The following is a 21333-nucleotide window of genomic DNA, read 5'->3' as shown; positions in this document are numbered from 1 at the left end:
GCGCAGTGGCGGGGTCGGGCTCCACAGCTCGACCCCGTCCTGCTGTGAAAGCGCGAGGCCGACGAGCTCATGGACGGGTCAGGATCTCCGCTCCGTCGTTCGTCACCAGCAGCGTGTGCTCGAACTGGGCGGTGCGGGACTTGTCGGCGGTCGTGGCGGTCCAGCCGTCGTCCCACAGGTCCCACTCGGTGGTCCCGAGGGTCAGCATGGGCTCGATGGTGAAGGTCATGCCGGGCTCGATGACGGTGTCGGCCTCGGGGTCGTCGTAGTGGGGGACGACGAAGCCGTCGTGGAAGGCCGGGCCGACGCCGTGGCCGGTGAAGTCGCGGACGACGCCGTGGCCGAACCGTGCCGCGTAGGCCTCGATGACGCGGCCGACGACGTTGATCTGTCGGCCGGGCTTGACCGCGCGGATGGCCCGATGCAGGGCCTCCTCGGTGCGTTCCACGAGCAGCCGGGACTCCTCGTCGACGTCACCGACCAGGTAGGTCTTGTTGGTGTCGCCGTGCACGCCGTCGATGAAGGCGGTGATGTCGATGTTGACGATGTCGCCGTCGGCGAGCGGACGATCATCGGGGATGCCGTGGCAGATGACCTCGTTGACGCTGCTGCACAACGACTTGGGGTATCCGCGGTAGCCGAGCGTCGACGGATACGCACCGTGGGACACGAGGAACTCGTGGCCCACGCGGTCGAGCTCATCGGTGGTGACGCCGGGCGCGATGGCGGCCTCGACGGCATCCAGGGCCTGCGCCGCGATGCGGCCGGCCACCCGCATCGCCTCGATCGTCGCGGCGTCGCGCACCATGGGGCCGCGGTACGGCAGGGGAGCGGGCTGCCCGACGTACTCGGGACGCTCGATGATGGACGGAACGGCACGCTCGGCAGAGACGCGACCAGGGCTCAGGACACTCACCCGCAGATGCTATCCAGCGCGTGAAAGCCGACCGTGGGGCAGGATGGCCCCATGGCTGACACGTACTACTTCTGCCTCAAGCACAAGTCGGTCGAGGGCCCCGAGGGATGCAAGGCCATCGACCGGCTCGGACCCTACGGCAGCCGACAGGAGGCCGAGCGCGCGCTCCAGACGGCTGAGGAGCGTAACGCCGCGTGGGACAACGACCCCGCCTGGAACGACGACCCGCCCCAGTGAACCCCGAGCGGTCGGGGCCGTGGGTCGGCGTCGTCGGTCTGGTGGTGATGCTCTGGCTCGTCATCTCGACTGTCCTCTACGCACCCTGGTGGGGTGTCGCGCTGCACGCCGTCGTCCTGGCCTGCTTCGTCCCGATGCTGCGGCGGTGGATCCATGACCGACCCGCCCTGGCCCCTGTCGTCCCGGTGCTCGCGCTCCTCGCCTGGGGTGTCGTCAACGCCGTCGGTGTGCTGGCGCTGGGGTGGCAGGTCGACTGAGCTGCTGGGGCCTGCTGAGTGTGACGTTCCGGCCCTGAAACCGACGATCTCAGGGCCGAAACGTCACACTCAGCGAGGATCAGCCGTCGAAGGAGTGCTCCGGTCCGGGGAACGTCGAGTCCGCCACCTCGTCGGCAAAGCGCGTCGCCGCGTCGCCGATGATGCCGTCCAGATCCGCGTACCGCTTGACGAAGCGGGGCGCACGGCCGCTGCGCAGTCCCATCGCGTCCTGCCACACCAGGACCTGCGCGTCGCAGCCGACGCCGGCTCCGATGCCCACCGTGGGGATGTGCAGGCGCCGGGTGATCTGTGCGGCCACCGGCGCCGGGACCATCTCCATCACGATGGCGAACGCGCCCGCGTCCTGCAGGGCGAGGGCGTCGTCGATGAGCTGCTGGCTCGAGTCGCCCCGTCCCTGCACCCGGTAGCCGCCCAGGTTGTGCTCGGACTGGGGCGTGAAGCCGATGTGCGCCATGACCGGGATGCCCGCATCGGTGAGCAGCTTGACCTGCGGCGCCATCTCCGCGCCGCCCTCGAGCTTCACGGCGTGCGCGCCCGCCTCCTTCATGAACCGCACCGCGGTGTCGAAGGCCTGCTCCGGAGAGCGTTGGTAGGAGCCGAAGGGCAGGTCGGCCAGGACCAGGGCACGGCGGGCGGTGCGCGCGACGGCCTTGACCAGCGGCAGCAGCTCGTCGACGGTCACCGGCAGTGATGTCTCGTAGCCGAAGACGTTGTTGGCCGCGGAGTCGCCGATGAACAGCACGGGGATGCCGGCGTCGTCGAAGATCTTGGCCGTGTACTGGTCGTAGGTGGTGAGCATCGCCCACCTGTGACCTTCCTCCTTCCACTGACGCAGGTGGTGGGTGCGCACACGACGCAGGTCGTGCGACGTCGTCGGGTTGGACGACGTGCTCGCGTCGCTCGAGGGCGCCGCGCGGGAGTCGTCAGCCGGGGCCGATCCGTACGGCGCGGGCTCCTCCGGCCCCGTGGTAGTCGACGCCGCACTGGTCGACCCCGCACTGGTCGACATCGTGTCGGAGGCCGTCTGGGCAGGGGTGTTCTCGGTCATGCTGTTCTCCTTCTCGCAGCCCCTCGGTGGGGGTCCACGGACAGTCCAAGCGTGCCCAGATCTGGCGGGGTTGTCACGTCGGTGTGCCCCACGTCACCGGTGTCAGAGGGACTCTCGCCAGCCGTTGGTCATCGGGACCCGGCGGTCGCGGCCGAAGTTGCGCCGGCTCACCTTGGGGCCGGGCGGGTACTGGCGCCGCTTGTACTCGGCCTTGTCGACGAGTGTGATGACCCGCTCGACGAGGGTTGGATCGAAGCCCTCGGCGATGACCTCGGCCGAGCCCAGGTCCCGCTCGACGTAGGCGTCCAGCACGGCGTCGAGCAGCTCGTACGGGGGGAGTGAGTCGGAGTCCAGCTGGCCGGGTCGCAGCTCGGCCGACGGCGGCTTGCTGATGGCGTTCTCGGGGATCGGCGGCTGCTCGCCACGACTCTCGGCCCACGCGTTGCGCCAGCGGGAGACCTCCCAGACGAGGGTCTTGGGCAGGTCCTTGATGGGGGCATAGGCGCCCACGGCGTCGCCGTAGATCGTGGAGTAACCGGTGGCCAGCTCGGACTTGTTGCCGCACGCGAGCACCAGGTGGCCGTACTGGTTGGACAATCCCATCCAGATGACGGCCCTGATGCGGGCCTGCAGGTTCTCCTCCGCGATCCCGTCGAGCTGCAGCGCCTCCTGGCCCAGCACGTCCTGGAACGCATCGAAGATCGGGGCGATGGGCACGGTGTCGAGCCGCAGCCCGGTGCGTCGGGCCAGCTCGGAGGCGTCAGACCGTGAGTGCTCGGTGGACCAGGCCGAGGGGTTGGAGACGCCGAAGACGTTCTCCGGTCCGAGCGCGTCGACGGCGATCGTGCCCACGAGCGTGGAGTCGATGCCGCCGGAGAGGCCGAGGAGAACCGACGACGCGCCGTTCTTGCGCACGTAGTCACGCAGGCCGAGCACGATGGCCCAGTACCGCTCGCCGAGGTCGTCCCACCGCTCGGTGAGGGCCGGCGACAGCGGCTCGTACGGCGCGGCCGTGTCCGCGGAGATGACGGTGCGGTGCACGCGCAGCCCGTGGAAGCGGGTGTCGCTGTCGGGCATCGCGGCGGTGGCGGCCGGCAGGTCGAGGTCGACCACCAGGAGCTCGGGCTCGAACTGTGCCGTGCGTGCCAGCAGCTCCCCGGTGGCGTCGACGACGAGCGAGTCGCCGTCGAAGACGAGCTCGTCCTGACCGCCGACGAGGTTGACGTAGGCCAGGGCGCAGTCGCCCTCTCGTGCGCGCCGTGCGCACAGCTCGAGCCGGCTGTCGTCCTTGGCGGCCTCGTAGGGTGAGCCGTTGAGCACCACGAGCAGGCCCGCTTCAGCCGCATCGGCCGCGGCGGAGGGACCGTCCTGCCAGATGTCCTCGCAGATGGCGAGGGCGACGTCGACGCCGCGCACCTGGATCACCTGCGTCTCGTTCCCGGGCACGAAGTGGCGGAACTCGTCGAAGACGCCGTAGTTGGGCAGATGGTGCTTGTCGTAGCGTGTCACGACGCGTCCGCCGGTGAGGACCGACGCGGAGTTGGTGGGCGCGTTCTTGGGCACCCCCAGGCGCTCGACGTCGATGTGGTCCTTGGCCGAGTCGAGGTGGCCGACCACGACGACGAGGTCGCCCAGGCCCTCCTGGTCAAGCCGGCGAGCCAGCTCCGGCACGGCGTCCTGGCTCGCCCGGATGAACGAGGCACGGTAGGCCAGGTCCTCGATCGGGTAGCCGTTGAGCACCATCTCCGGCATCACGAGCAGGTGGGCCCCGGCGGCAGCGGCGTCGCGGGCGCTGGCCAGCACGAGCTCGGTGTTGCCGGAGAGGTCACCGACGCGAGGGTTCACCTGGGCGAGGGCGAGACGCAGCTGAGGCATGCCGAAAGCCTAATGCGCAGCATGGATGGGCACGTCGTCGCGAGGTCGGGTCGATCGGTGCGCGACCAAGCCGACTGGCAGCTCTTTCGGTTGCTGCAGCACCGATCTGGGCTGGCGTGTGAGATCGGTGCCTGAGCAACCCAAAGCCCAGCGATTCGGTTGCGACGACACCGATCGAACGAGAGCGGAGCACGTGAGACGATGATGGCGGGTCATCGACGTGGCCTCCGGACGAGGGCGCCGTACCCGGCCAGCGACAAGACGGCGCGCTGGAGGCAGCCATGGCATGGACCGTCCTGATCATCTCCGGAGTGCTCGAGGCCGTGTGGGCCACCGCTCTCGGTCGCTCCGACGGCTTGTCCCGGCTGGTGCCCTCGGTCGTGTTCGCGATGGCGCTCGTGGTCAGCATGATCGGGCTGGCCTACGCGATGCGTGAGCTGCCGGTGGGCACGTCCTACGCCGTCTGGGTGGGCATCGGTGCCACCCTGACCGTGGTCTACGCGATGCTCAGCGGCGACCAGCAGTTCTCGTGGTCCTCGGCCCTCTTCCTGGCGATGATCGTGGGAGGTGTGGTGGGCCTCAAGGCGGTCCACTGACCCTCACGAAGGGTGTGCTCTGCCGGGCGCCCCATGACACCACGGGCCCCGTGGGGATCGTCATCTCCTCGAAACACGAGCCGTGCGAGGATGACGCCATGAGTAAGCAGGAAGACTTCGTGCTGCGGGCCATCGAGGAGCGCGACGTGCGCTTCGTCCGGCTTTGGTTCACCGATGTCCTGGGCTCGCTGAAGTCGGTCTCGATCGCACCGGCCGAGCTCGAGGGCGCCTTCGCCGAGGGCATCGGCTTCGACGGCTCGGCCATCGAAGGGTTCGCCCGGGTGCACGAGGCCGACATGCTCGCCAAACCGGACCCGACGAGCTTCCAGCTGCTGCCGTGGCGGGGCGAGACCCCGGCGACGGCGCGCATGTTCTGCGACATCGCGATGCCCGACGGCTCGCCGTCGTACGCCGACCCCCGCCATGTGCTCAAGCGCGCGCTCACCAGGGCCGCGGACGCCGGGTTCACGTACTACACGCATCCCGAGATCGAGTTCTACCTCTTCAAGGGCAAGCCGCCTGCCGGGGGTCGTCCTGAGCCGGTCGACGACAGCGGCTACTTCGACCACACGGCGCAGGGAGCCAGCCAGGACTTCCGGCGCGAGGTCATCACGATGCTGGAGAGCATGGGCATCAGCGTCGAGTTCAGCCACCACGAGGGCGGCCCGGGGCAGCAGGAGATCGACCTGCGCTACGCCGACGCCCTCAGCATGGCCGACAACATCATGACCTTCCGCACCGTCGTGCGGGAGGTGGCGCTCGGCCAGGACAAGTGGGCCTCCTTCATCCCCAAGGCCTTCACCGAGCACCCTGGGTCCGGCATGCACACGCACGTCTCGCTGTTCGAGGGTGATGAGAACGTCTTCTACGAGGCGGGCGCTGAGTACCAGCTGTCCCGTACCGGTCGTCAGTTCATCGCCGGGATCCTGGAGCACACGCCGGAGATCACCGCCGTCACCAACCAGTGGGTCAACTCCTACAAGCGACTGGCCGGCGGGGGGGAGGCGCCCAACTACGTCTGCTGGGGGCACAACAACCGTTCGGCGCTCGTGCGGGTGCCCATGTACAAGCCGCACAAGAGCGGTTCGGCGCGGGTCGAGCACCGCGGGATCGACGCCGGCTGCAACCCCTACCTCGCGTTCGCGCTCGTGCTCGCCGCCGGCCTCAAGGGCATCGAGAACGAGTACGACCTCCCCCGGAGGCCGAGGACAACGTGTGGGGCCTCAGCGAGGGTGAGCGCCGGGCGATGGGCATCGCGCCGATGCCTCGGAACCTGGATGAGGCGATCCGCACGATGGAGAGCTCGGAGCTGGTGGCCGAGACCCTCGGTGAGCACGTCTTCGACTTCTTCCTGCGCAACAAGCGGGCAGAGTGGCAGGACTACCGGTCCCAGGTGACACAGTTCGAGATCGATCGCCTGATGCCGACGCTCTGAACGCGGCACGCCACGTGTCGTAACCTGCAAGGGTGCCCACGACTGAGACGCCCGAGCTCGCCCTGGCCCGGCGGGGTTTCCTGGACGGGACGGCGGCCGCGGCCAACCTGGCGCTCCTGGAGGGGATCGAGGATGCCGTCGTCGAGGAGATCGTCGCCGCACCGAGCCCGGACACCGCGCTCACCTCGTTGGTGCAGATCGCCGAGTCGTGGGGCAAGGACCGGCTGCTCGAGGCGATGCGCGAGGACGATGAGCTGCGGACACGGCTGCTCCTGGTCCTCGGGACCAGCGACGCGCTCGGCAGCTTCCTGGCGCGCCACCCCGAGCACGTCGAACAGCTGGGACGTGACCGGCTGGCGCGGGAGCCGCTGACCCTGGATCGGATGCGCACACAGCTCGGCAGCGCCGCCGACGCCGACGAGCTGCGGATCTCCTACCGTCGCAAGCTGCTGCACGTCACGGCCCGCGACCTGACCGGCATCACGACCTTCGAGCAGGTCTCGGCCGAGCTGGCCGATCTTGCCGTCGCGACGCTCGGCGCCGCGTTGGACCTCGCGCGCGAGGAGGTGCCCGAGCACGAGTCGGTCCGGCTCTCGATCATCGCGATGGGCAAGACCGGTGGTGAGGAGCTCAACTACCTCAGCGACGTGGACGTCATCTTCGTGCACGAGCCGGCTGAGGGCGTCGACGGTGACGTCGCCCTGCGCGCGGCCACCAAGCTGGCCTCGCGCACCATGCAGCTGTGCTCGGAGCACACCAGCGAGGGCACCATCTGGGAGGTCGACGCCAACCTGAGACCCGAGGGCAAGAACGGCCCACTCAGCCGGACGCTGTCCAGCCACCTCGCCTACTACGACCGGTGGGCCTCGACGTGGGAGTTCCAGGCGCTGCTGAAGGCCCGGTACGCCGCTGGCGACGAGGAGCTGGCGCAGTCCTACCTGGAGGCCGTCCGGCCGATGGTCTGGCAAGCGAGCACGCGTGAGAACTTCGTGCGGGACGTGCGGGCGATGCGCCGGCGGGTCATCGAGAACATCCCCTCCCACCACCGGGATCGCCAGCTCAAGCTCGGCGCCGGGGGTCTGCGCGACGTCGAGTTCGCCGTCCAGCTGTTGCAGCTCGTGCACGGACGGGGCGATGACTCGCTGCGCAGTCCGACGACGCTGGTGGCGCTGCGAGCGCTCACAGCAGGCGGCTACGTCGGACGTCAGGACGGCGCTGCGATGCAGGAGGCCTATGAGTTCCTGCGTCGTCTGGAGCACCGGATCCAGCTGTTCAAGCTGCGCCGCAACCACGTGGTCCCGGACGATGCGGAGGACCTGCGTCGGCTCGGTCGCAGCATGGGGTTCACGCAGAATGCCGGTCAGGTGCTGGAGGAACGGTGGCAGGCGCACCGGCGAGTGGTGCGCCGGCTGCACGAGAAGCTGTTCTTCCAGCCGTTGCTGGAGGCGGTGACCTCGATCCCGGCCGCGGGTCTGCGGCTCACCACCGATGCCGCCCAGGAGCGACTCAAGGCGCTCGGCTTCACCGACCCGCAGGGCGCACTCACGCACATCAAGGCCCTCACCGCGGGTGTCTCGCGTCGAGCGGCCATCCAGCGATCGCTGTTGCCCGCGATGCTGGAGTGGTTCGCGGAGTCGCCGGCCCCCGATGCCGGACTGCTGGCATTCCGCAAGATCTCCGAGGGTCTGGGGGAGTCGCCGTGGTACCTGCGCAAGCTCCGCGACGAAGGTGAGGGAGCCAGTCAGCTGGCGCAGGTGCTGGGCTCCAGCCGGTACGTCACGGACCTGATCCTGCGGGCACCGGACTCCGTCGCGCTGCTCGGCGACGCCGACGCACTGGTGCCTCGGGACCTTCGCAGGCTGCGGACCGAGATGGAGGCGGCGGCGCGCCGTCACAGCAAGGCCCAGGACGCCATCCGGGCGATCCGCCGGGTCCGGCGGCGTGAGCTCTCGCGCATCGGTATCGCCGACGTGCTGGACCTGCTGGAGGTCACCCAGGCGTCGCGGGCGCTGTCCGACGCCACCGAGGCGACCTTGGCCGGTGCGCTGCAGGCCTCGGTCAAGGCGGTGGAGGCCGAGCGTGGTCCCCTCCCGACGCGCATGGCGATCGTGCTCATGGGTCGTCTCGGCGGTCGCGAGTCCGGGTACGGCTCGGACGCCGACGTCATGTTCGTGCACGAACCTCTTCCGGACGCCGATGAGTCACAGGCGGCGAGCGCCGCCACCGCCGTCGCCACGGGCCTGCGCACGATGCTGTCGGCCGCCGGGCACGATCCGCCGTTGGACGTCGACGCCGACCTGCGTCCCGACGGCCGCAACGGCCCGCTGGTGCGCTCCTTCGCCGCCTACTGCTCCTACTACGAGAAGTTCTCGGCCGTGTGGGAGTCCCAGGCGCTGCTGCGTGCTCGCGCCAGCATCGGTGATGAGGACCTGTGTGCACGGTTCACCGAGCTCATCAACCCCTTGCGCTGGCCGGAGGACGGGCTGAGCGAGAAGGCCGTCCGCGAGATCCGGCGGATCAAGGGACGGGTGGAGTCCGAGAGGCTGCCCCGTGGGGCCAACCCGAACACCCATCTCAAGCTCGGCCGCGGTGGTATCGCCGACGTGGAGTGGACGGTGCAGCTGTTGCAGATGCGGCATGCGCACGCCGTGCCCGGTCTGCGCACCACGAGCACGCTCGAGGCCCTGCACGCCGCCGTGGACGCGGACCTCGTGGCGGCCGAGGACGCCGAGCAGCTGGAGGCGGCATGGCGTCTGGTGAGCCGGATCCGTAACGCCGTGGTGCTGATGCGTGCCAAGCCCGCGGAGTCCATGGTCGAGCAGGTCGACGATCGGGCCGGGGTCGCCTACCTGCTGGGGTACGGCATCGACGACAGCGAACGGATGGTCGATGACTACCTGCGCGCCACCCGGCACGCGCGGTCCGTCGTCGAGAGGGTCTTCTGGGAGTGATGAGGCGAGGGCCGCTCACGTCCTGACGCCGTGTGCTCGGCTCCCGTCGGTGGCTGACTCGCACGAGTCATCGCCCGTCCGGCCGTATCGTGGGGGAGCGGACCGCTCGATCAGGCAGTCGCGGACTCGCGTTCCTCGGCTGCGGCCTTGGCAGCCTCGCGCTTCTGGCGCCGCAGGGCCTTGGACTCCGGGCTCTTGCCCTGCTTGTAGGGGTCGTCCGGCTTGACCGAGAAGGCGGCCAGCTGTCGGGCGACGCTGGCCAGCTGCCGGCTGAGCCGGCCGGAGTTGTACTGCAGGCCGTGGCGCTCGCAGATCTCGCGGATCTCCTTGGCGATCTCGGGGTACCGACGCGCGGGGATGTCCGGGAACAGGTGGTGCTCGATCTGGTGGCTCAGGTTGCCGCTCATCACGTGGAAGGGCAGGGTGCCGCTGATGTTGGCCGAGCCGAGCAGCTGACGCAGGTACCACTGGCCGCGGTTCTCGTTCTCGGCATCCTCCTCGGCGAAGGTCTGCACCTCCGCGGGGAAGTGGCCGCAGAAGATGATGAGGAATGTCCAGATGTTGCGGATCAGGTTGGCTGCAAAGTTCGCGCCGAGCACCGCGAGCGGTGCCCACCAGCCGACGAACGGCACGAGGGCCAGCGCGAGGAGCGGGTAGGCGACGTAGTCCTTGACCACCTGTCGGCGAGCCTTGCGGGCCGCCCGGCTCTTGCGGCCCGCGAATTCCTTCTTGCTCATCTTGCCGCCGAGGTACTCATCGAGCTCCAGGCCGTGGTACATCACGCCCCACTCGAAGAAGAGCATGAGCACGAAGGCGAGCGGCAGGTTGAAGCGGTGGTTCGGGTACCACGGCTGGTCGTCGTCGATGCGCAGCAGCCCGTAGCCGATGTCGCGGTCCTTGCCGTGGATGTTGGTGTACGTGTGGTGGATGAAGTTGTGCCCGTGCTTCCAGTCCTGGGCCGGGGCGACGTTGTCCCACTCATAGCGCTTGCCGTCCACGAGGGGGTCGTTCATCCAGTCGTACTGGCCGTGCATCACGTTGTGGCCGATCTCCATGTTCTCCAGGATCTTGGAGAGACCGAGCAGCACGATGCCGGCGATGAACGTGGGCAGGAAGAAGGGAGTGAGGACGCCGATGCGGCCCAGCACCTCGCACGCGCGCTGGATCTTGATGATGCGGCGGATGTAGTTGGCGTCAGCCTGACCGAGCGAGTCGAGGGTGCGCTGGCGGATGGCGTCGAGCTCCTCGCCGAAGGAGTCCAGCTCCTCGGCACTCATGTACTCCAGGCCGATGGTCGATCGCTTGGAGGTGTCCTCGCCCACGAGGGGAGCGGGCGCGGCGTTGTGCTGGGAGGCGTCGTAGGTGGTGGTGGGGCGTTTGGTGGACATGTGTCTCCCTCTCCTAGAGTGCGACGCTGACGTCGCCGACGGGAACGTTGACGCAGACCTTGATGGTCTCGTCGGTGTTGGCGCAGACCTCGCCGCTGATGACGTGACGCACGGCGCCGCCCAGCTTCTTGACCGCGCAGGTGTTGCAGACCCCCATCCGGCAGCCGAAGTCCGGTGTCAGGCCGGCGGACTCGGCCTGCTCGAGGATGGTGGCTCCGCTGTTGTCGACGCTGGTGTCGGACTCCTCGAAGGCGAGCGTGCCGACGGCCTCGTCAGCGCTCTGCTCGAGGAGCGCCGGGTCGACCGTGGGTACCTTGAAGTACTCGGTGTGCAGCAGGTCGGTGGCGTCGAGCTCGTCGTAGGTCTCGCGCACGCTGGCGATCAGGCCGGCGGGTCCGCAGACCCACGTGGGCACGGTGGTGGGGTCGACGCCCAGGTGCTTGAGGTGGTCGACGTGGAAGCGTCCTGCGAGTGCGGCGGCGGGTTCGGGCTCACGGGTGTAGACCCGCACGACCTGTGCGTCCGGCAGCTGTTCGGCGAGGGTGTCCAGCTCGGTGCTGAACATCTCGTCCCGTCGGGACTTGGCGTAGTGCAGGAAGGTGACCTTGCCGCGATGGCCGCGGTCGCGCAGGGTGCGCGCCATGGACATGACCGGTGTGATGCCCGAACCGCCGCTCACCAGGGCGATCTCGTCCGGCACGGCGTCGGGCAGTACGAAGTCGCCGGTGGCCTGGGACAGGTGGACGACGGTGCGCCGTGCGAGCTCGGAGTTGAGGAAGCGTGAGACGTAGCCGTCCTCGTGGGCCTTGACCGAGACGCTGATGGTGCCCTGGCGCTTGCCGGCCGCGCAGGAGACGGAGAAGACGCGGACCTTGCGGGTGCCGTCGACCTCGATCCCGAACTCCACGTGCTGGCCGGGCCGGAAGCCGCGCCAGGCGCCGTTGGGCCGCAGGACGACGGTCGTGGCGACGTCGGTCTCGCGGATCACGTCGACGACGCGGGCCCGCACCAGCTCGACGGTCATCATCGGGTGCACCTGGTCGAGGTAGTGATCGACGGTGTGCGGTGACGTGAGGGCCTTGACGGGGCGGGAGGTGAGTGCGCTGCGGACCAGACCCAAGGGAAGCACCTCTCTCGACGTTCGACTGCCTTCAGTGAACAACCGTACACCGAAAGTGTGTCGAGTTCGAGTGCTTGGAGCAAGAGTTTGGGAGCGTGAGCCGCCGCACGTGGGTGAACGCCTGTGCTCCGTGTGATGACGGGCGGGTCTGGAAGGCGACCGATAGGGTTGCCGTGTGACCGAGACCGCCGGCCTCAGCCGTCAGGAGCAGAAGGAGCGCACCCGTCAGGCGATCCTCGACGCGGCGCTGGAGCTCAGCGGGACCAGCGGGTTCGCCCAGCTCAGCCTGCGGCAGGTGGCCCGGCAGGCCGGCATCGTCCCCACTGCCTTCTACCGCCACTTCGCATCGATGGACGACGTCGGACTTGCCCTGGTGGAGCGGTCCTTCCAGACCCTGCGCGCCATGATCCGCGACGCTCAGCGCGATCCCGAGACGTTCGCCAACATCATCGACGCCTCGGCAGAGATCCTCGTGCGGGTCGTCAAGCAGAACAAGGCGCACTTCGGGTTCGTGGCGCGCGAGCGCGCCAGCGGGTCCGCAGCGGTCCGGATGGCCATCCTGCGGGAGCTGGAGCTGTTCATCTCCGAGCTCGGCGTCGTGCTCGCCCGGCTGCCCAACATCGAGAACTGGTCGAGCGAGGACGTCAAGCTCGCCGCGGGCCTGTTCGTGCGCAACATGGTCTACCGCGCGGAGCAGGTCGTGCAGACGCCTGACGGACGCCCGGACCTGGAGGAGGAGATCAAGCGCAAGGCGCGACGCGAGATGCGTCTGATCGTCCTCGGGTTCGAGAAGTGGCAGAGCCAGGGCCCTGCCGACCGGCAGTCCTCAGCCGCTGGTGACGCGTGAGGCGTGCTCGTCCTGCGCGGCGCTGGCCAGCCGGTCCAGTGCGAGCTTGAAGATGTCGTCGCCGAGCTGGTCCTCCAGCAGCTGCATGATGCCGGGGTCGGTCTCGAACTCTGCGGACCACTCGGCGTAGCAGGTCGTCTCGGTGTCGGCCGTGATGCTGATCCGAGCGCGGTGGTCGGTGATCGGGAAGGGCGGCTCGGGCATGGAGTACGACAGGGTGTGTGCCTCGTCGTCCTGCTCGAGCACGGTGACGACGAGCTCGGGGGAGGACTCGGGGCCGCCGGTGTAGATGTTGAGCCGAGGGTGCCATTGGGCGAAGTCCTGGGCGAGGTCCCAGACGAGGGAGCTGGGGGCGGCGACGAAGGTGCGACGAGTGATGCGAGCCATGGTCTTCCTGGGTCGACGGCAACTGATCTGACACAGTCAACCGTCTCCGAGCCGCCAGGGCACCATCGAGGGCATGAGGCATATCTCACGTTTCCGCAGCCGCTCGATCCCCGTGCTGGTGGGCTCGCTCGTGTCGCAGGTACGGCCTACCGTGGCGACATGCCACTGGTGACCTACAAGGACCTGTGCGTCGACGTCGCCGACCTGCAGGTGGCCCGTGACTTCTGGGCCCCGACGCTCGGGCTGGACGTCGTCCCCGATGGCGACGGGTCCGGCGAGATCCACCTCGAGGGCCCCACGCCGCAGCACACCGTGTGGCCGTGCGTCGTGCCCGAGCCCAAGACGGTCAAGAACCGCGTGCACCTCGACGTGCACGCTGGGGTGCCCCTCATCCCCGGCACGACGCGGCTCAGTGAGCCCGGTGAGTTCCGTTGGACGGTCGTCGCGGGTCCGGAGGGCGATGAGATCTGCACCTTCGTGCGGGACGAGGTCCCTGAGTATCGCCTCTACGAGGTCGCCGTGGACGCTGCGGACCACGCCTCGCTCGCCGTGTGGTGGCAGCAGCTCTGGGGCGGCCGGCTCGGTCATGACGAGGACGGGTGCTCATGGATCGACGGCATTGCGGGTGTGCCGTTCGAGGGATTCACCTTCGAGTCCGTGCCCGAGTCCAAGACGGTCAAGAACCGCATCCACTGGGACGTGCGGCTGGCCGGCGGCGCCAGCGTGGACGACGTCCTGGACGCCGGTGCGACGCTCCTGCGTGCCCCGGACGACGAGATCGAGTGGGCCGTGCTGGCCGACCCTGAGGGCAACGAGTTCTGCGTCTTCGCGCAGGAGGCGCCATGACCACCGCGGCACAGCTGCGCAAGGCATGCCTGGCGCAACCGGAGGTGGAGCAGGTCGAGCGCGACGGACAGCGGGCCTGGGCGGTCGACGGCACGGTGTTCGCGGCCCTCGACGCCGACGGCCACGCCCGACTCGACCTCGCCCGCCCCGATGCCGAGCGCATGGCCGAGGAGCTGGACGGGGCGGTGACGCGTCGAGGTGGCGTCACCGTCGACCTCCCGGCGATCAACGGCATGGCCCTGAACCACTGGGTTCGTCAGGCCTGGCGGCACCGGGCGCCGCGTCGCCTGGTCGTGGAGCAGGACGAGGCGGCGCGCGCCGCCTCATCTGGCGCCACGGACCTGCCGGCAGTGGGGCGTGCGGCCACCGGTGCCCTGCACGCGTCTGGCCTGCGCACGCTCGACGACGTCGCTGCCCGTTCGCCCGATGAGGTGGCCGCCCTGCATGGCGTCGGGCCCAAGGCGGTGCGGATCCTGCGGGAGGCCTTGGCCGATCGAGGTGTCTCATGGTGAGCCTCACCCGGGTCCTGGAGCTCGACGATGCTGCTGAGCTCGCCGCGGTGTGGCGTGAGAACCGCGCCTTCCTGGCGTCCTCGGGGCCGCGTCGCGAGGACGAGTTCTTCACCGAGGAGGGACAGCTCGAGGTCATCGGGGAGAGTCTCGCCCGCTGTGCTGCCGGGCATTCCCTGCCTCTGGTGGTCGTGGAACCCAGTGCCGCGGGGCGAGGGGCGATCGTCGGCGCGGTGACGCTCAGCAGCATCATCCGCGGGGCCTTCCAGTCCGCGAGCATCGGCTACTGGCTGGCCGCCGGCGCCACCGGGCGAGGGATCATGACCCAGGCGGTCGAGGAGGCCGCCGAGTGGGCCTTCGGTGAGCTGGGGCTGCATCGCCTGCAGGCCGAGGTGATGCCGGCCAACACCGCTTCCGTGCGAGTGCTGGAGCGCACCGGGTTCATCCAGTACGGCCGGGCGCCGGACTACCTGTGCATCGACGGTCGCTGGGAGGAGCACCTGCTGTTCCAGCGCATTGCGTCGAGCTGAGCGTCAAGGGGTCATCGCCGGCGGTCGGCGACCCCGAGGATGAACTCAGCCTGTCCCAGGTGCTGCAGGCAGTCGCCGACCACGCTCACCAGCCGGACCGATGCGGTGACGGGCGGGTCCCACGAGTCGTCGACGACCCGGTCCAGCTCGGCGGTCTCGAGGGAGCGGACATACTCCAGCGTCAGGTCGTGGACGTCAGCGTGGTAGGCGGCGAGCAGCTCTCCGTGGGCCCGTACGGCGGCGACGTCGTCGGCGCTGTGCCCGTAGCCGGTCGCCTCCGGCCCGAACGGCAGGTCGAAGCGGTCCCGCCACCGCAGCCACGCCTGGGGCCTGCCGGCGAGCTCGGCCAGGTGGTCGTCCTGCACGCGGCTGAGGTGCCACACCAGCCAGGCCGGCGTGTTGGCGCCGGGGTCGATGCGAAACGTCGCCCGCTCGAGGTCCAGCCCGGTGCACACGGACTCCACCAGCTCGCGGATCCGATCGAAGGAATCCTCCAGGACAGCGATGGTCGTCGTGGGTTCTATCATGAACCCACTGTGACACCGGTGCTGTCGGACCGCGCGGCCATGAACCTCCCGCGCGGACACTAGTGTGAACGCCATGGCCCACCTGGACCCGACACGAGACATCGTCACGCTCACCGCCGATCTCGTGGACGTCGCCTCGGAGAGCTTCGGCGAGCAGGAGCTGGCCGACGCCGTCGAGCAGGTGCTGCAAGACCAGGCGCACCTCGACGTGACGCGCGACGGACACACGCTTGTTGCCCGGACGTCGCTCGGCCGTGCGGAGCGGGTCGTGATCGCCGGACACCTTGACACCGTCCCGGCCAACGACAACTTCCCCTCCCGCCTGGAGGGCGACGTCCTGTGGGGGCTGGGCTCGTGCGACATGAAGGGTGGTGTGGCCGTGGCGCTGAAGCTCGCCGCCACCGTGGCCGAGCCGGTCCGCGACGTCACCTACGTCCTCTACGAGGCCGAGGAGGTCGCAGCCGTCCACAACGGTCTGGGCCGCATCGCACGCGAGCAGCCTGACCTCCTGGCCGCCGACTTCGCCATCCTCATGGAGCCGTCCGACGCCGGCGTCGAGGCCGGCTGCCAGGGCACGATGCGCATCGACGTGATGGCCCGGGGCGAGCGCGCACACTCGGCCCGTTCATGGCGGGGGAGCAACGCCATCCACGCCGTCTCGCCGGTGCTGGCCAAGCTCGCCGCCTACGAGCCGCGCCGCGTCGTCATCGACGGCCTGGAGTACCGCGAGGGCCTCAACGCCGTGGGCATCAGCGGAGGCGTCGCGGGCAACGTCGTGCCTGATGAGGCGTGCGTCAGCATCAACTACCGCTTCGCGCCCGACCTCACCGAGGAGCAGGCCCTCGCTCACCTGCACGAGCTCTTCGGTGAGTACGAGATCGTCGTCACCGACACGGCGCCCGGGGCGCTGCCGGGCCTGGAGCGTCCGGCAGCCGCCGCGTTCATCGAGGCGATCGGCGCCACGCCACGGCCGAAGTTCGGGTGGACCGACGTCGCCCAGTTCACCCAGCTCGGCGTCCCGGCCGTCAACTACGGACCCGGCGACCCGCTGTACGCCCACAAGCAGGACGAGCACGTCTCCACGGCCCAGCTCGTGGCCGTCGAGGATGCCCTGAGGAGATGGTTGAGCCCATGACGTCGTACGACAAGGGACCGGTCCGGCTGCGACGTGGCCGGATCCCCAACAGCACCACCGACCAGCGTCTGCTGGACTCCCGTGGGCCCGCCGACTGGGTGCACACCGACCCCTGGCGCGTGCTGCGCATCCAGGCGGAGTTCGTGGAAGGCTTCGGCACGCTGTCCGAGCTCGGTCCGGCGGTCTCGGTCTTCGGGTCGGCACGCACCAAGCCGGACGACCCCATGTACGAGACCTCCCGCCGGGTGGCGGAGAAGCTCTGTGATCGCGGGTACGCCGTCATCACCGGGGGTGGGCCGGGAGCGATGGAGGCGGCCAACCGCGGTGCGAGCGAGTGCGGCGGGGCTTCGGTCGGCCTGGGCATCGAGCTGCCGCACGAGCAGGGTCTCAACGACTGGGTCGACCTCGGCATCAACTTCCGCTACTTCTTCGTGCGCAAGACGATGTTCGTCAAGTACTCCCAGGGCTACATCGTCATGCCCGGCGGGTTTGGCACTCTCGATGAGCTCTTCGAGGCGTTGACGCTCTCACAGACCGGCAAGATCACGACGTTCCCGATCGTGCTGTTCGGGACCGCGTACTGGGGCGGCCTGATCGACTGGCTCCGCACGACGATGCTGTCGGACCGCAAGATCAACGAGTCCGACCTTGACCTGCTCCTGCTCACCGACGACGTGGACGAGGCCGTCTCCTACTTCGACGCTGTCGCGTCGTCCTGATTCCGGAGTGACTCGGCGGTGGGTACGGAGTGACTCGGCAGTGGGTACGGAGTGACTCGGCGGTGGGTACGCAGTGACTCGCGAGTGGCTTCCCACACGTCACACAGGCCACAGGCGTCACGGTGTGGCTCCCGGGAACGGTGGGGTCGGCAACTTACTGTGGGGTCATGACCACCCCCCGCCCCAGCACCACCCCCAGTACCCCACCACGGGGCCGGCGGTCGACCGCGCGTTCGGCGCGTAGGGTCGTCGCCGTCCTCCTGCTCCTGGCCGCACTCGCGGCCGGCGTCGCAGCCATCGTCGTCGGCGCGCCGGTGCTCGTCCCCGGAGCCGTCGGGGCGATCGTCGCGGTCGCCGTCAGTGCCCGACTGCTGAGCGACGAGACCGCCCAAGCCCGTCGGGACTGGGCACGTGACCGTGCCGTCCTGGCCCACCAGCACACTCGTGAGGCCACCGTCCGGGCCCGTGAGCACGCCGCCTTCGCCGAACACATGGCCGGTGCGGTCAAGGCCGGGCGCGATGAGGTGGAGCGGCTGCTCACCGAGCTGGCCACTGCGGCAACCTCCCTCGCGGAGGCCGAGCAGGCCTACGCCGAGGCCGCCCGGCGCGGCGATCGCCTGGAGTCCGAGCTGGGCTCGGTCAAGCGGACGCTGGAGACCACTCGCAACGAGCTGCGCCATGCCCAGGACGCGCTGGCCGAGAGCCAGTCCGCCGAGCTCCAGGCCCGCACCGAGCTGCTGGCCTGGCAGCAGGCCGACGACACCCGCAAGTACGCCTGAGTCCCAGTCACGAGCTCGCCGGGGGGTCTGGCGTGGGCAGTGGCACCGCGATAGGAGATAATGGTTGACGGCGTCCTGTCCCGGGCGTCAGGACGAGAGGGGAACCCATGGCGGCCATGAAGCCTCGCACTGGTGACGGACCGATGGAGGTCACCAAGGAAGGGCGCTGCATCGTCATGCGTGTGCCTCTTGAAGGCGGTGGACGTCTCGTGGTGGAGCTGAACAACGAGGAAGCCACCACCCTCGGCGACGCCCTCAAGGCCGTCTGAGCCCGACTCCTGATGTACGGACTCACCGTCCGATGGTCGCTGGATGCCGCCCCCGACGGCACGCTGGAGCGACTGCGGAGCTACGTCGAGGACACGTCCTTCGCCCGGTTCGCCGGCATGGACGGCCTGCGCTTCAAGTCCTGGCGCGCCCGGGCCGGCGAGTGGTTCGAGGGCAGCTACGTCTTCGTGAGTGACGAGGCCCGCACCGCCTTCCAGACACAGTTCGAGGCCACGGCCCACGAGGCGCCGGGGACGACGATCGTCGGCACGCCTCCGGTGCTCATCGAGGCGCACGAGATCGTGGCTGTGGTACGGGGGCCCTCGGGATTCCGCTCGGCGGCTCGTTTCGAGGAGTGAGCGTCGCCGGGACGGCCCTCAGCGCCGCCGTGTCGCGGCGAGCAGCCCGTCGCCGACCGGCAGGAGCACGGGCACGAGCCGTTCGTCGGCGACCACCTGGTCGATGAGCTCACGGATCGCGACCGTCTGGGGGTCGCGCTGCGTGGGATCGGCCACCCGGTCGTGCCACAACGTGTTGTCGACGACGATGACTCCACCCGGGCGGACCAGGCGCAGGGCCTGCTCGAGGTACTCCGCGTACTCGACCTTGTCCGCATCGATCAGCACGAGGTCATAGGCATTGTCGGTCAGGCGTGGCAGGACCTCCAGCGCGGACCCGGTGATGAGGCGGAACCGCTGCGGCAGGATGCCCGCGGCGGTGAAGACCTCGCGCGCGTGCCGCTGGTTCTCGGCCTCCAGGTCGACGGAGGTGAGGATGCCGTCACGACCCATGCCACGCAACAGCCACAGGCCGGAGACCCCTGTGCCGGTGCCGATCTCCACGACCGCCTTGGCCTCGAGCAGGGAGATGAGGAACTGCAGTGTGGCACCGGTGCCGGTGCCGACCGGGGAGACCCCGACGTCCTCGGCGCGCTGCCGCGCTTCGGCGAGGTGTTCGTCCTCATCGAGGAGGTCCTCGGCGAACTGGAGGCTGGCTGCGTTGGTGATGGCCCGGTCCCTTTCTCACGTCCCACTTCGTGGTGCTGTGCACAGCATAGTGAGCCAGCGACCCCACACGGTGGAACCGAGCGACACGGCGAGGGAGAATGGTCGGGGAACCGTCAGGCTCCTCTGGGCGTTCTCTCAGAGTGGCCAAGCACGATTCAAGGCATGAAGGCTGATCCGAAGGCTGGGGACGTGACCACGCAGACGCTCGAGTGGGACGACATCGTGCAGGAGCACTCTGCACGTGTGTACCGGCTCGCGTACCGGCTGACCGGCAATCGCCAGGACGCTGAGGACCTCACCCAGGACGTCTTCGTCCGGGTGTTCCGCTCGCTGCAGACCTACGAGCCGGGCAACTTCAACGGGTGGATCCACCGCATCACCACCAACCTGTTCCTCGATCGGGTGCGCCGCGGCGCGAAGATCCGCATGGACGGGTTCACCGAGGGCGCGGAGGAGCGTCTGCCCAGCGGTGAGGTCGGGCCGGACTCCGTCCTGCACGACGCTGGGTTCGACTCCGACATCGAGACCGCGTTGGCCGCGTTGCCCGAGGAGTTCCGCGTCGCCGTCGTCCTGTGCGACGTCGAAGGGCTCTCCTACGAGGAGATCGCGGGAGTCCTGGGTGTCAAGCTCGGGACCGTCCGCTCGCGCATCCACCGCGGCCGCACGCAGCTGCGGGCCGCGCTCTCGCACCGTGCCCCCTCCATCGGGCGGACTCGCTTCCTCGGACCGATCACGACCTGATGACACACCTGGACCGAGACGTCGCCGCGTTCGTGGACGGGCAGCTGTCGCCCGACGCCGCGGCGCTGGCGCGCCAGCACGTCGCCGAGTGCACGCGCTGCCGCGACGCGGTGTCCCAGCAGCGGCTGCTGAAGTCCCGCATGCAGACCGGCTCGGTCCCCGGTCCGCCGCCGAGCCTGCTCGCCTCGCTCTGCTCGGTGCCGTCCATCGCCGCCGAGCCCGAGTCGCGTCGTGAACGGTGGCGACGCTCCCCGGCCGTGGGTGCCGGCGCTGCCCTCGTCGGCGCGTCGCTGCTGGTCGTGGCGCTCGCGTTCGTCGTGGGCGCCCACGAGCATCGTGAGGCTGATCCGGTCCACCCGACGTTCGACGACTACACGGCCGACTTCGTCATCGGGTACGGCACGGCCACCGACACCATGACGTCCGAGGCGCTCGCCGCCCTCAGCGAGCAGGGCTGGCCGTGCCACCCCGAGCTGGCCGCCGGGGACCTGCAGCGGGTCGACGGCCGCTGGCACGGGGAGAACGGGGACACGGTCTCCCTCACCTACACCGACGGGCGCGAGCGACTGCGGCTCTATGAGAAGGCCGGCACGCTCGACGACGACGCGCTGCACGGCTTCGCACTGCGCACGATGGGGGAGCGGCGGGTGTGGATCCGCGAGGGCGACCCCACGGTCGCCACCTGGGATGCTGACGGCATCGTGTTCATCGCCGTCACCGACGTCGATGAACAACGGCTCGCCGCCGCGGTCTCGGAGCTTCCGGAGCCGCGTGAACCGCGAGATGCCGCCGCCCGGATGGGTGACGGACTGGATCGCATGACGTCCTGGGTCAGTCCCTGACGCTCGAGGAGCAGCCTGCCGGGGATCAGGTCGCCTCGGTGTCGAACGGTGGTCGTTCGCCGGGACGTAGGAGGCGGTCCGAGCGCGTCGCTGGTGAGGCCGAAGGTCCCGAGACCGACGGGGCGTCCAACAGGTTGCGCCGCACCACCTCGCGGGGGTCGAGCGTGCTCAGGTCGACGTCGGAGAAGTCCTGACCGAGCTCGCGGCCGAGGTCGTTCTTGGCGTTGTCGGCCATCCGGCGCACCGTGCGCACCAGTCCTGCAGCCTGCTTGGCCATGCCGGGCAGCTTGTCCGGGCCGAAGACCAGCAGACCGACGATCACGATGACCGCGATCTCGGCCCAGCCCATCCCG

Annotated in this window: 24 protein-coding genes, 1 pseudogene and 1 riboswitch; of the genes and pseudogenes, 16 read left to right on the top strand and 9 right to left on the bottom strand. The window is 69.4% G+C overall.

The features are described 5' to 3' along the window. Positions 1–67: 67 nt before the first annotated feature. Complete coding sequence (map, locus tag ACEVFP_RS13700) at positions 68–916, bottom strand: type I methionyl aminopeptidase (protein WP_375000018.1); 849 nt, start codon at positions 914–916, stop codon at positions 68–70. Positions 917–967: 51 nt separating this feature from the next. Between map and ACEVFP_RS13695 the strand changes: the two genes are divergently transcribed. Both ACEVFP_RS13695 and ACEVFP_RS13690 read left to right on the top strand, forming a co-directional pair. Beyond that, the gene (locus ACEVFP_RS13695; RefSeq protein ID WP_375000017.1) at positions 968–1153 is read left to right on the top strand and encodes a hypothetical protein; all 186 of its coding nucleotides are present in this window, start codon (positions 968–970) and stop codon (positions 1151–1153) included. Beyond that, positions 1150–1410 (top strand): hypothetical protein, encoded by a 261-nt coding sequence (locus ACEVFP_RS13690; protein WP_375000016.1) that lies wholly within the window; start codon positions 1150–1152, stop codon positions 1408–1410. Before ACEVFP_RS13695 ends, ACEVFP_RS13690 begins: the two co-directional genes overlap by 4 nt. A gap of 79 nt (positions 1411–1489) precedes the next feature. Here ACEVFP_RS13690 and panB read toward each other — a convergent pair whose 3' ends face one another. Both panB and ACEVFP_RS13680 read right to left on the bottom strand, forming a co-directional pair. Next, on the bottom strand, positions 1490–2440 hold the full coding sequence (gene panB / locus ACEVFP_RS13685) for a 3-methyl-2-oxobutanoate hydroxymethyltransferase (RefSeq protein ID WP_375003840.1): 951 nt from the start codon (positions 2438–2440) through the stop codon (positions 1490–1492). Between the two features lie 141 nt (positions 2441–2581). After that, the gene (locus ACEVFP_RS13680; RefSeq protein ID WP_375000015.1) at positions 2582–4354 is read right to left on the bottom strand and encodes an NAD+ synthase; all 1773 of its coding nucleotides are present in this window, start codon (positions 4352–4354) and stop codon (positions 2582–2584) included. 206 nt (positions 4355–4560) lie between these two features. Beyond that, a riboswitch (guanidine-III (ykkC-III) riboswitch) is annotated at positions 4561–4625 on the top strand. Between the two features lie 10 nt (positions 4626–4635). On the opposite strand from ACEVFP_RS13680, the gene ACEVFP_RS13675 reads away from it, so the two are divergent. The 3 genes and pseudogenes from ACEVFP_RS13675 to ACEVFP_RS13665 all read left to right on the top strand — a co-directional run bounded on the left by ACEVFP_RS13675 (position 4636) and on the right by ACEVFP_RS13665 (position 9336). Next, positions 4636–4950 carry a DMT family transporter gene (locus ACEVFP_RS13675; protein WP_375000014.1) on the top strand — a complete coding sequence of 105 codons (315 nt, stop codon included), beginning with the start codon at positions 4636–4638 and terminating at the stop codon, positions 4948–4950. Positions 4951–5048: 98 nt separating this feature from the next. Continuing rightward, positions 5049–6385 (top strand): annotated as a pseudogene (locus ACEVFP_RS13670) (glutamine synthetase family protein). Between the two features lie 32 nt (positions 6386–6417). Next, complete coding sequence (locus ACEVFP_RS13665; RefSeq protein ID WP_375000013.1) at positions 6418–9336, top strand: bifunctional [glutamine synthetase] adenylyltransferase/[glutamine synthetase]-adenylyl-L-tyrosine phosphorylase; 2919 nt, start codon at positions 6418–6420, stop codon at positions 9334–9336. A 110-nt stretch (positions 9337–9446) separates the two neighbouring features. Here the strand turns inward: ACEVFP_RS13665 and ACEVFP_RS13660 are convergent, their stop codons facing one another. Continuing rightward, positions 9447–10724 carry a fatty acid desaturase family protein gene (locus ACEVFP_RS13660; protein WP_375000012.1) on the bottom strand — a complete coding sequence of 426 codons (1278 nt, stop codon included), beginning with the start codon at positions 10722–10724 and terminating at the stop codon, positions 9447–9449. Positions 10725–10737: 13 nt separating this feature from the next. Continuing rightward, positions 10738–11844: a ferredoxin reductase gene (locus tag ACEVFP_RS13655; protein WP_375000011.1), complete on the bottom strand. Its 1107-nt coding sequence runs from the start codon at positions 11842–11844 to the stop codon at positions 10738–10740. Positions 11845–12019: 175 nt separating this feature from the next. Between ACEVFP_RS13655 and ACEVFP_RS13650 the strand changes: the two genes are divergently transcribed. Continuing rightward, positions 12020–12691: a TetR family transcriptional regulator gene (locus ACEVFP_RS13650; RefSeq protein WP_375000010.1), complete on the top strand. Its 672-nt coding sequence runs from the start codon at positions 12020–12022 to the stop codon at positions 12689–12691. Here the strand turns inward: ACEVFP_RS13650 and ACEVFP_RS13645 are convergent. Then, positions 12671–13078, bottom strand: coding sequence for an SRPBCC family protein (locus ACEVFP_RS13645; protein ID WP_375000009.1), 408 nt, complete (start codon positions 13076–13078; stop codon positions 12671–12673). The two genes, ACEVFP_RS13650 and ACEVFP_RS13645, sit on opposite strands and share 21 nt — an antisense overlap. A 159-nt stretch (positions 13079–13237) precedes the next feature. Here ACEVFP_RS13645 and ACEVFP_RS13640 point away from each other — a divergent pair, with 159 nt between their 5' ends. Genes ACEVFP_RS13640 through ACEVFP_RS13630 form a run of 3 tightly spaced genes read left to right on the top strand, consistent with a single transcriptional unit; the run spans position 13238 to position 14963 of the window. Continuing rightward, entirely contained in the window at positions 13238–13924 is a 687-nt protein-coding gene (locus tag ACEVFP_RS13640; RefSeq protein WP_375000008.1) for a VOC family protein, read from the top strand. Further along, the gene (locus ACEVFP_RS13635; protein ID WP_375000007.1) at positions 13921–14436 is read left to right on the top strand and encodes a helix-hairpin-helix domain-containing protein; all 516 of its coding nucleotides are present in this window, start codon (positions 13921–13923) and stop codon (positions 14434–14436) included. Before ACEVFP_RS13640 ends, ACEVFP_RS13635 begins: the two co-directional genes overlap by 4 nt. Continuing rightward, positions 14430–14963, top strand: a complete 534-nt coding sequence (locus ACEVFP_RS13630) for a GNAT family N-acetyltransferase (protein WP_375000006.1) — start codon at positions 14430–14432, stop codon at positions 14961–14963. Before ACEVFP_RS13635 ends, ACEVFP_RS13630 begins: the two co-directional genes overlap by 7 nt. Positions 14964–14974: 11 nt before the next feature. Here ACEVFP_RS13630 and ACEVFP_RS13625 read toward each other — a convergent pair whose 3' ends face one another. After that, positions 14975–15490: a DUF664 domain-containing protein gene (locus ACEVFP_RS13625; RefSeq protein ID WP_375000005.1), complete on the bottom strand. Its 516-nt coding sequence runs from the start codon at positions 15488–15490 to the stop codon at positions 14975–14977. A 73-nt stretch (positions 15491–15563) separates the two neighbouring features. Between ACEVFP_RS13625 and dapE the strand changes: the two genes are divergently transcribed. The 5 genes from dapE to ACEVFP_RS13600 all read left to right on the top strand — a co-directional run bounded on the left by dapE (position 15564) and on the right by ACEVFP_RS13600 (position 18749). Then, positions 15564–16625, top strand: a complete 1062-nt coding sequence (dapE, locus tag ACEVFP_RS13620; RefSeq protein ID WP_375000004.1) for a succinyl-diaminopimelate desuccinylase — start codon at positions 15564–15566, stop codon at positions 16623–16625. Beyond that, on the top strand, positions 16622–17344 hold the full coding sequence (locus ACEVFP_RS13615) for a TIGR00730 family Rossman fold protein (protein ID WP_375000003.1): 723 nt from the start codon (positions 16622–16624) through the stop codon (positions 17342–17344). Before dapE ends, ACEVFP_RS13615 begins: the two co-directional genes overlap by 4 nt. Before the next feature lie 167 nt (positions 17345–17511). Beyond that, positions 17512–18123 carry a hypothetical protein gene (locus ACEVFP_RS13610; RefSeq protein WP_375000002.1) on the top strand — a complete coding sequence of 204 codons (612 nt, stop codon included), beginning with the start codon at positions 17512–17514 and terminating at the stop codon, positions 18121–18123. Positions 18124–18230: 107 nt separating this feature from the next. Next, the gene (locus ACEVFP_RS13605) at positions 18231–18392 is read left to right on the top strand and encodes a DUF3117 domain-containing protein (RefSeq protein ID WP_119705424.1); all 162 of its coding nucleotides are present in this window, start codon (positions 18231–18233) and stop codon (positions 18390–18392) included. 12 nt (positions 18393–18404) lie between these two features. Continuing rightward, positions 18405–18749 carry a hypothetical protein gene (locus ACEVFP_RS13600; protein ID WP_375000001.1) on the top strand — a complete coding sequence of 115 codons (345 nt, stop codon included), beginning with the start codon at positions 18405–18407 and terminating at the stop codon, positions 18747–18749. Between the two features lie 18 nt (positions 18750–18767). Here ACEVFP_RS13600 and ACEVFP_RS13595 read toward each other — a convergent pair whose 3' ends face one another. After that, positions 18768–19397, bottom strand: a complete 630-nt coding sequence (locus tag ACEVFP_RS13595) for an O-methyltransferase (protein ID WP_375003838.1) — start codon at positions 19395–19397, stop codon at positions 18768–18770. Between the two features lie 162 nt (positions 19398–19559). On the opposite strand from ACEVFP_RS13595, the gene sigE reads away from it, so the two are divergent. After that, positions 19560–20138, top strand: coding sequence for an RNA polymerase sigma factor SigE (gene sigE / locus ACEVFP_RS13590; protein ID WP_375000000.1), 579 nt, complete (start codon positions 19560–19562; stop codon positions 20136–20138). After that, complete coding sequence (locus ACEVFP_RS13585) at positions 20138–20980, top strand: anti-sigma factor family protein (protein ID WP_374999999.1); 843 nt, start codon at positions 20138–20140, stop codon at positions 20978–20980. Before sigE ends, ACEVFP_RS13585 begins: the two co-directional genes overlap by 1 nt. Before the next feature lie 25 nt (positions 20981–21005). Here ACEVFP_RS13585 and ACEVFP_RS13580 read toward each other — a convergent pair whose 3' ends face one another. Beyond that, on the bottom strand, positions 21006–21329 hold the full coding sequence (locus ACEVFP_RS13580) for a sec-independent translocase (protein ID WP_375003836.1): 324 nt from the start codon (positions 21327–21329) through the stop codon (positions 21006–21008). Between the last annotated feature and the right edge of the window lie 4 nt (positions 21330–21333).

It is taken from the genome of Aeromicrobium sp. CTD01-1L150 (assembly GCF_041951745.1).
Classification (GTDB): domain Bacteria; phylum Actinomycetota; class Actinomycetes; order Propionibacteriales; family Nocardioidaceae; genus Aeromicrobium.
Note: the sequence above shows the minus strand (reverse complement) of the source record. Positions and strands in the feature narration are given on the sequence as shown.

Bases quoted from the DNA above. Each gene is read 5' to 3' on its own strand.
- ACEVFP_RS13695 (WP_375000017.1), top strand. From the start codon at position 968: ATGGCTGACACGTACTACTTCTGCCTCAAGCACAAGTCGGTCGAGGGC.
- panB (WP_375003840.1), bottom strand. From the start codon at position 2,440: ATGTCGACCAGTGCGGGGTCGACCAGTGCGGCGTCGACTACCACGGGG.
- ACEVFP_RS13680 (WP_375000015.1), bottom strand. From the start codon at position 4,354: ATGCCTCAGCTGCGTCTCGCCCTCGCCCAGGTGAACCCTCGCGTCGGT.
- ACEVFP_RS13675 (WP_375000014.1), top strand. From the start codon at position 4,636: ATGGCATGGACCGTCCTGATCATCTCCGGAGTGCTCGAGGCCGTGTGG.
- ACEVFP_RS13660 (WP_375000012.1), bottom strand. From the start codon at position 10,724: ATGTCCACCAAACGCCCCACCACCACCTACGACGCCTCCCAGCACAAC.
- ACEVFP_RS13645 (WP_375000009.1), bottom strand. From the start codon at position 13,078: ATGGCTCGCATCACTCGTCGCACCTTCGTCGCCGCCCCCAGCTCCCTC.
- ACEVFP_RS13640 (WP_375000008.1), top strand. From the start codon at position 13,238: ATGCCACTGGTGACCTACAAGGACCTGTGCGTCGACGTCGCCGACCTG.
- ACEVFP_RS13635 (WP_375000007.1), top strand. From the start codon at position 13,921: ATGACCACCGCGGCACAGCTGCGCAAGGCATGCCTGGCGCAACCGGAG.
- ACEVFP_RS13630 (WP_375000006.1), top strand. From the start codon at position 14,430: ATGGTGAGCCTCACCCGGGTCCTGGAGCTCGACGATGCTGCTGAGCTC.
- ACEVFP_RS13625 (WP_375000005.1), bottom strand. From the start codon at position 15,490: ATGATAGAACCCACGACGACCATCGCTGTCCTGGAGGATTCCTTCGAT.
- dapE (WP_375000004.1), top strand. From the start codon at position 15,564: ATGGCCCACCTGGACCCGACACGAGACATCGTCACGCTCACCGCCGAT.
- ACEVFP_RS13615 (WP_375000003.1), top strand. From the start codon at position 16,622: ATGACGTCGTACGACAAGGGACCGGTCCGGCTGCGACGTGGCCGGATC.
- ACEVFP_RS13610 (WP_375000002.1), top strand. From the start codon at position 17,512: ATGACCACCCCCCGCCCCAGCACCACCCCCAGTACCCCACCACGGGGC.
- ACEVFP_RS13605 (WP_119705424.1), top strand. From the start codon at position 18,231: ATGGCGGCCATGAAGCCTCGCACTGGTGACGGACCGATGGAGGTCACC.
- ACEVFP_RS13600 (WP_375000001.1), top strand. From the start codon at position 18,405: ATGTACGGACTCACCGTCCGATGGTCGCTGGATGCCGCCCCCGACGGC.
- sigE (WP_375000000.1), top strand. From the start codon at position 19,560: ATGAAGGCTGATCCGAAGGCTGGGGACGTGACCACGCAGACGCTCGAG.
- ACEVFP_RS13585 (WP_374999999.1), top strand. From the start codon at position 20,138: ATGACACACCTGGACCGAGACGTCGCCGCGTTCGTGGACGGGCAGCTG.
- ACEVFP_RS13580 (WP_375003836.1), bottom strand. From the start codon at position 21,329: ATGGGCTGGGCCGAGATCGCGGTCATCGTGATCGTCGGTCTGCTGGTC.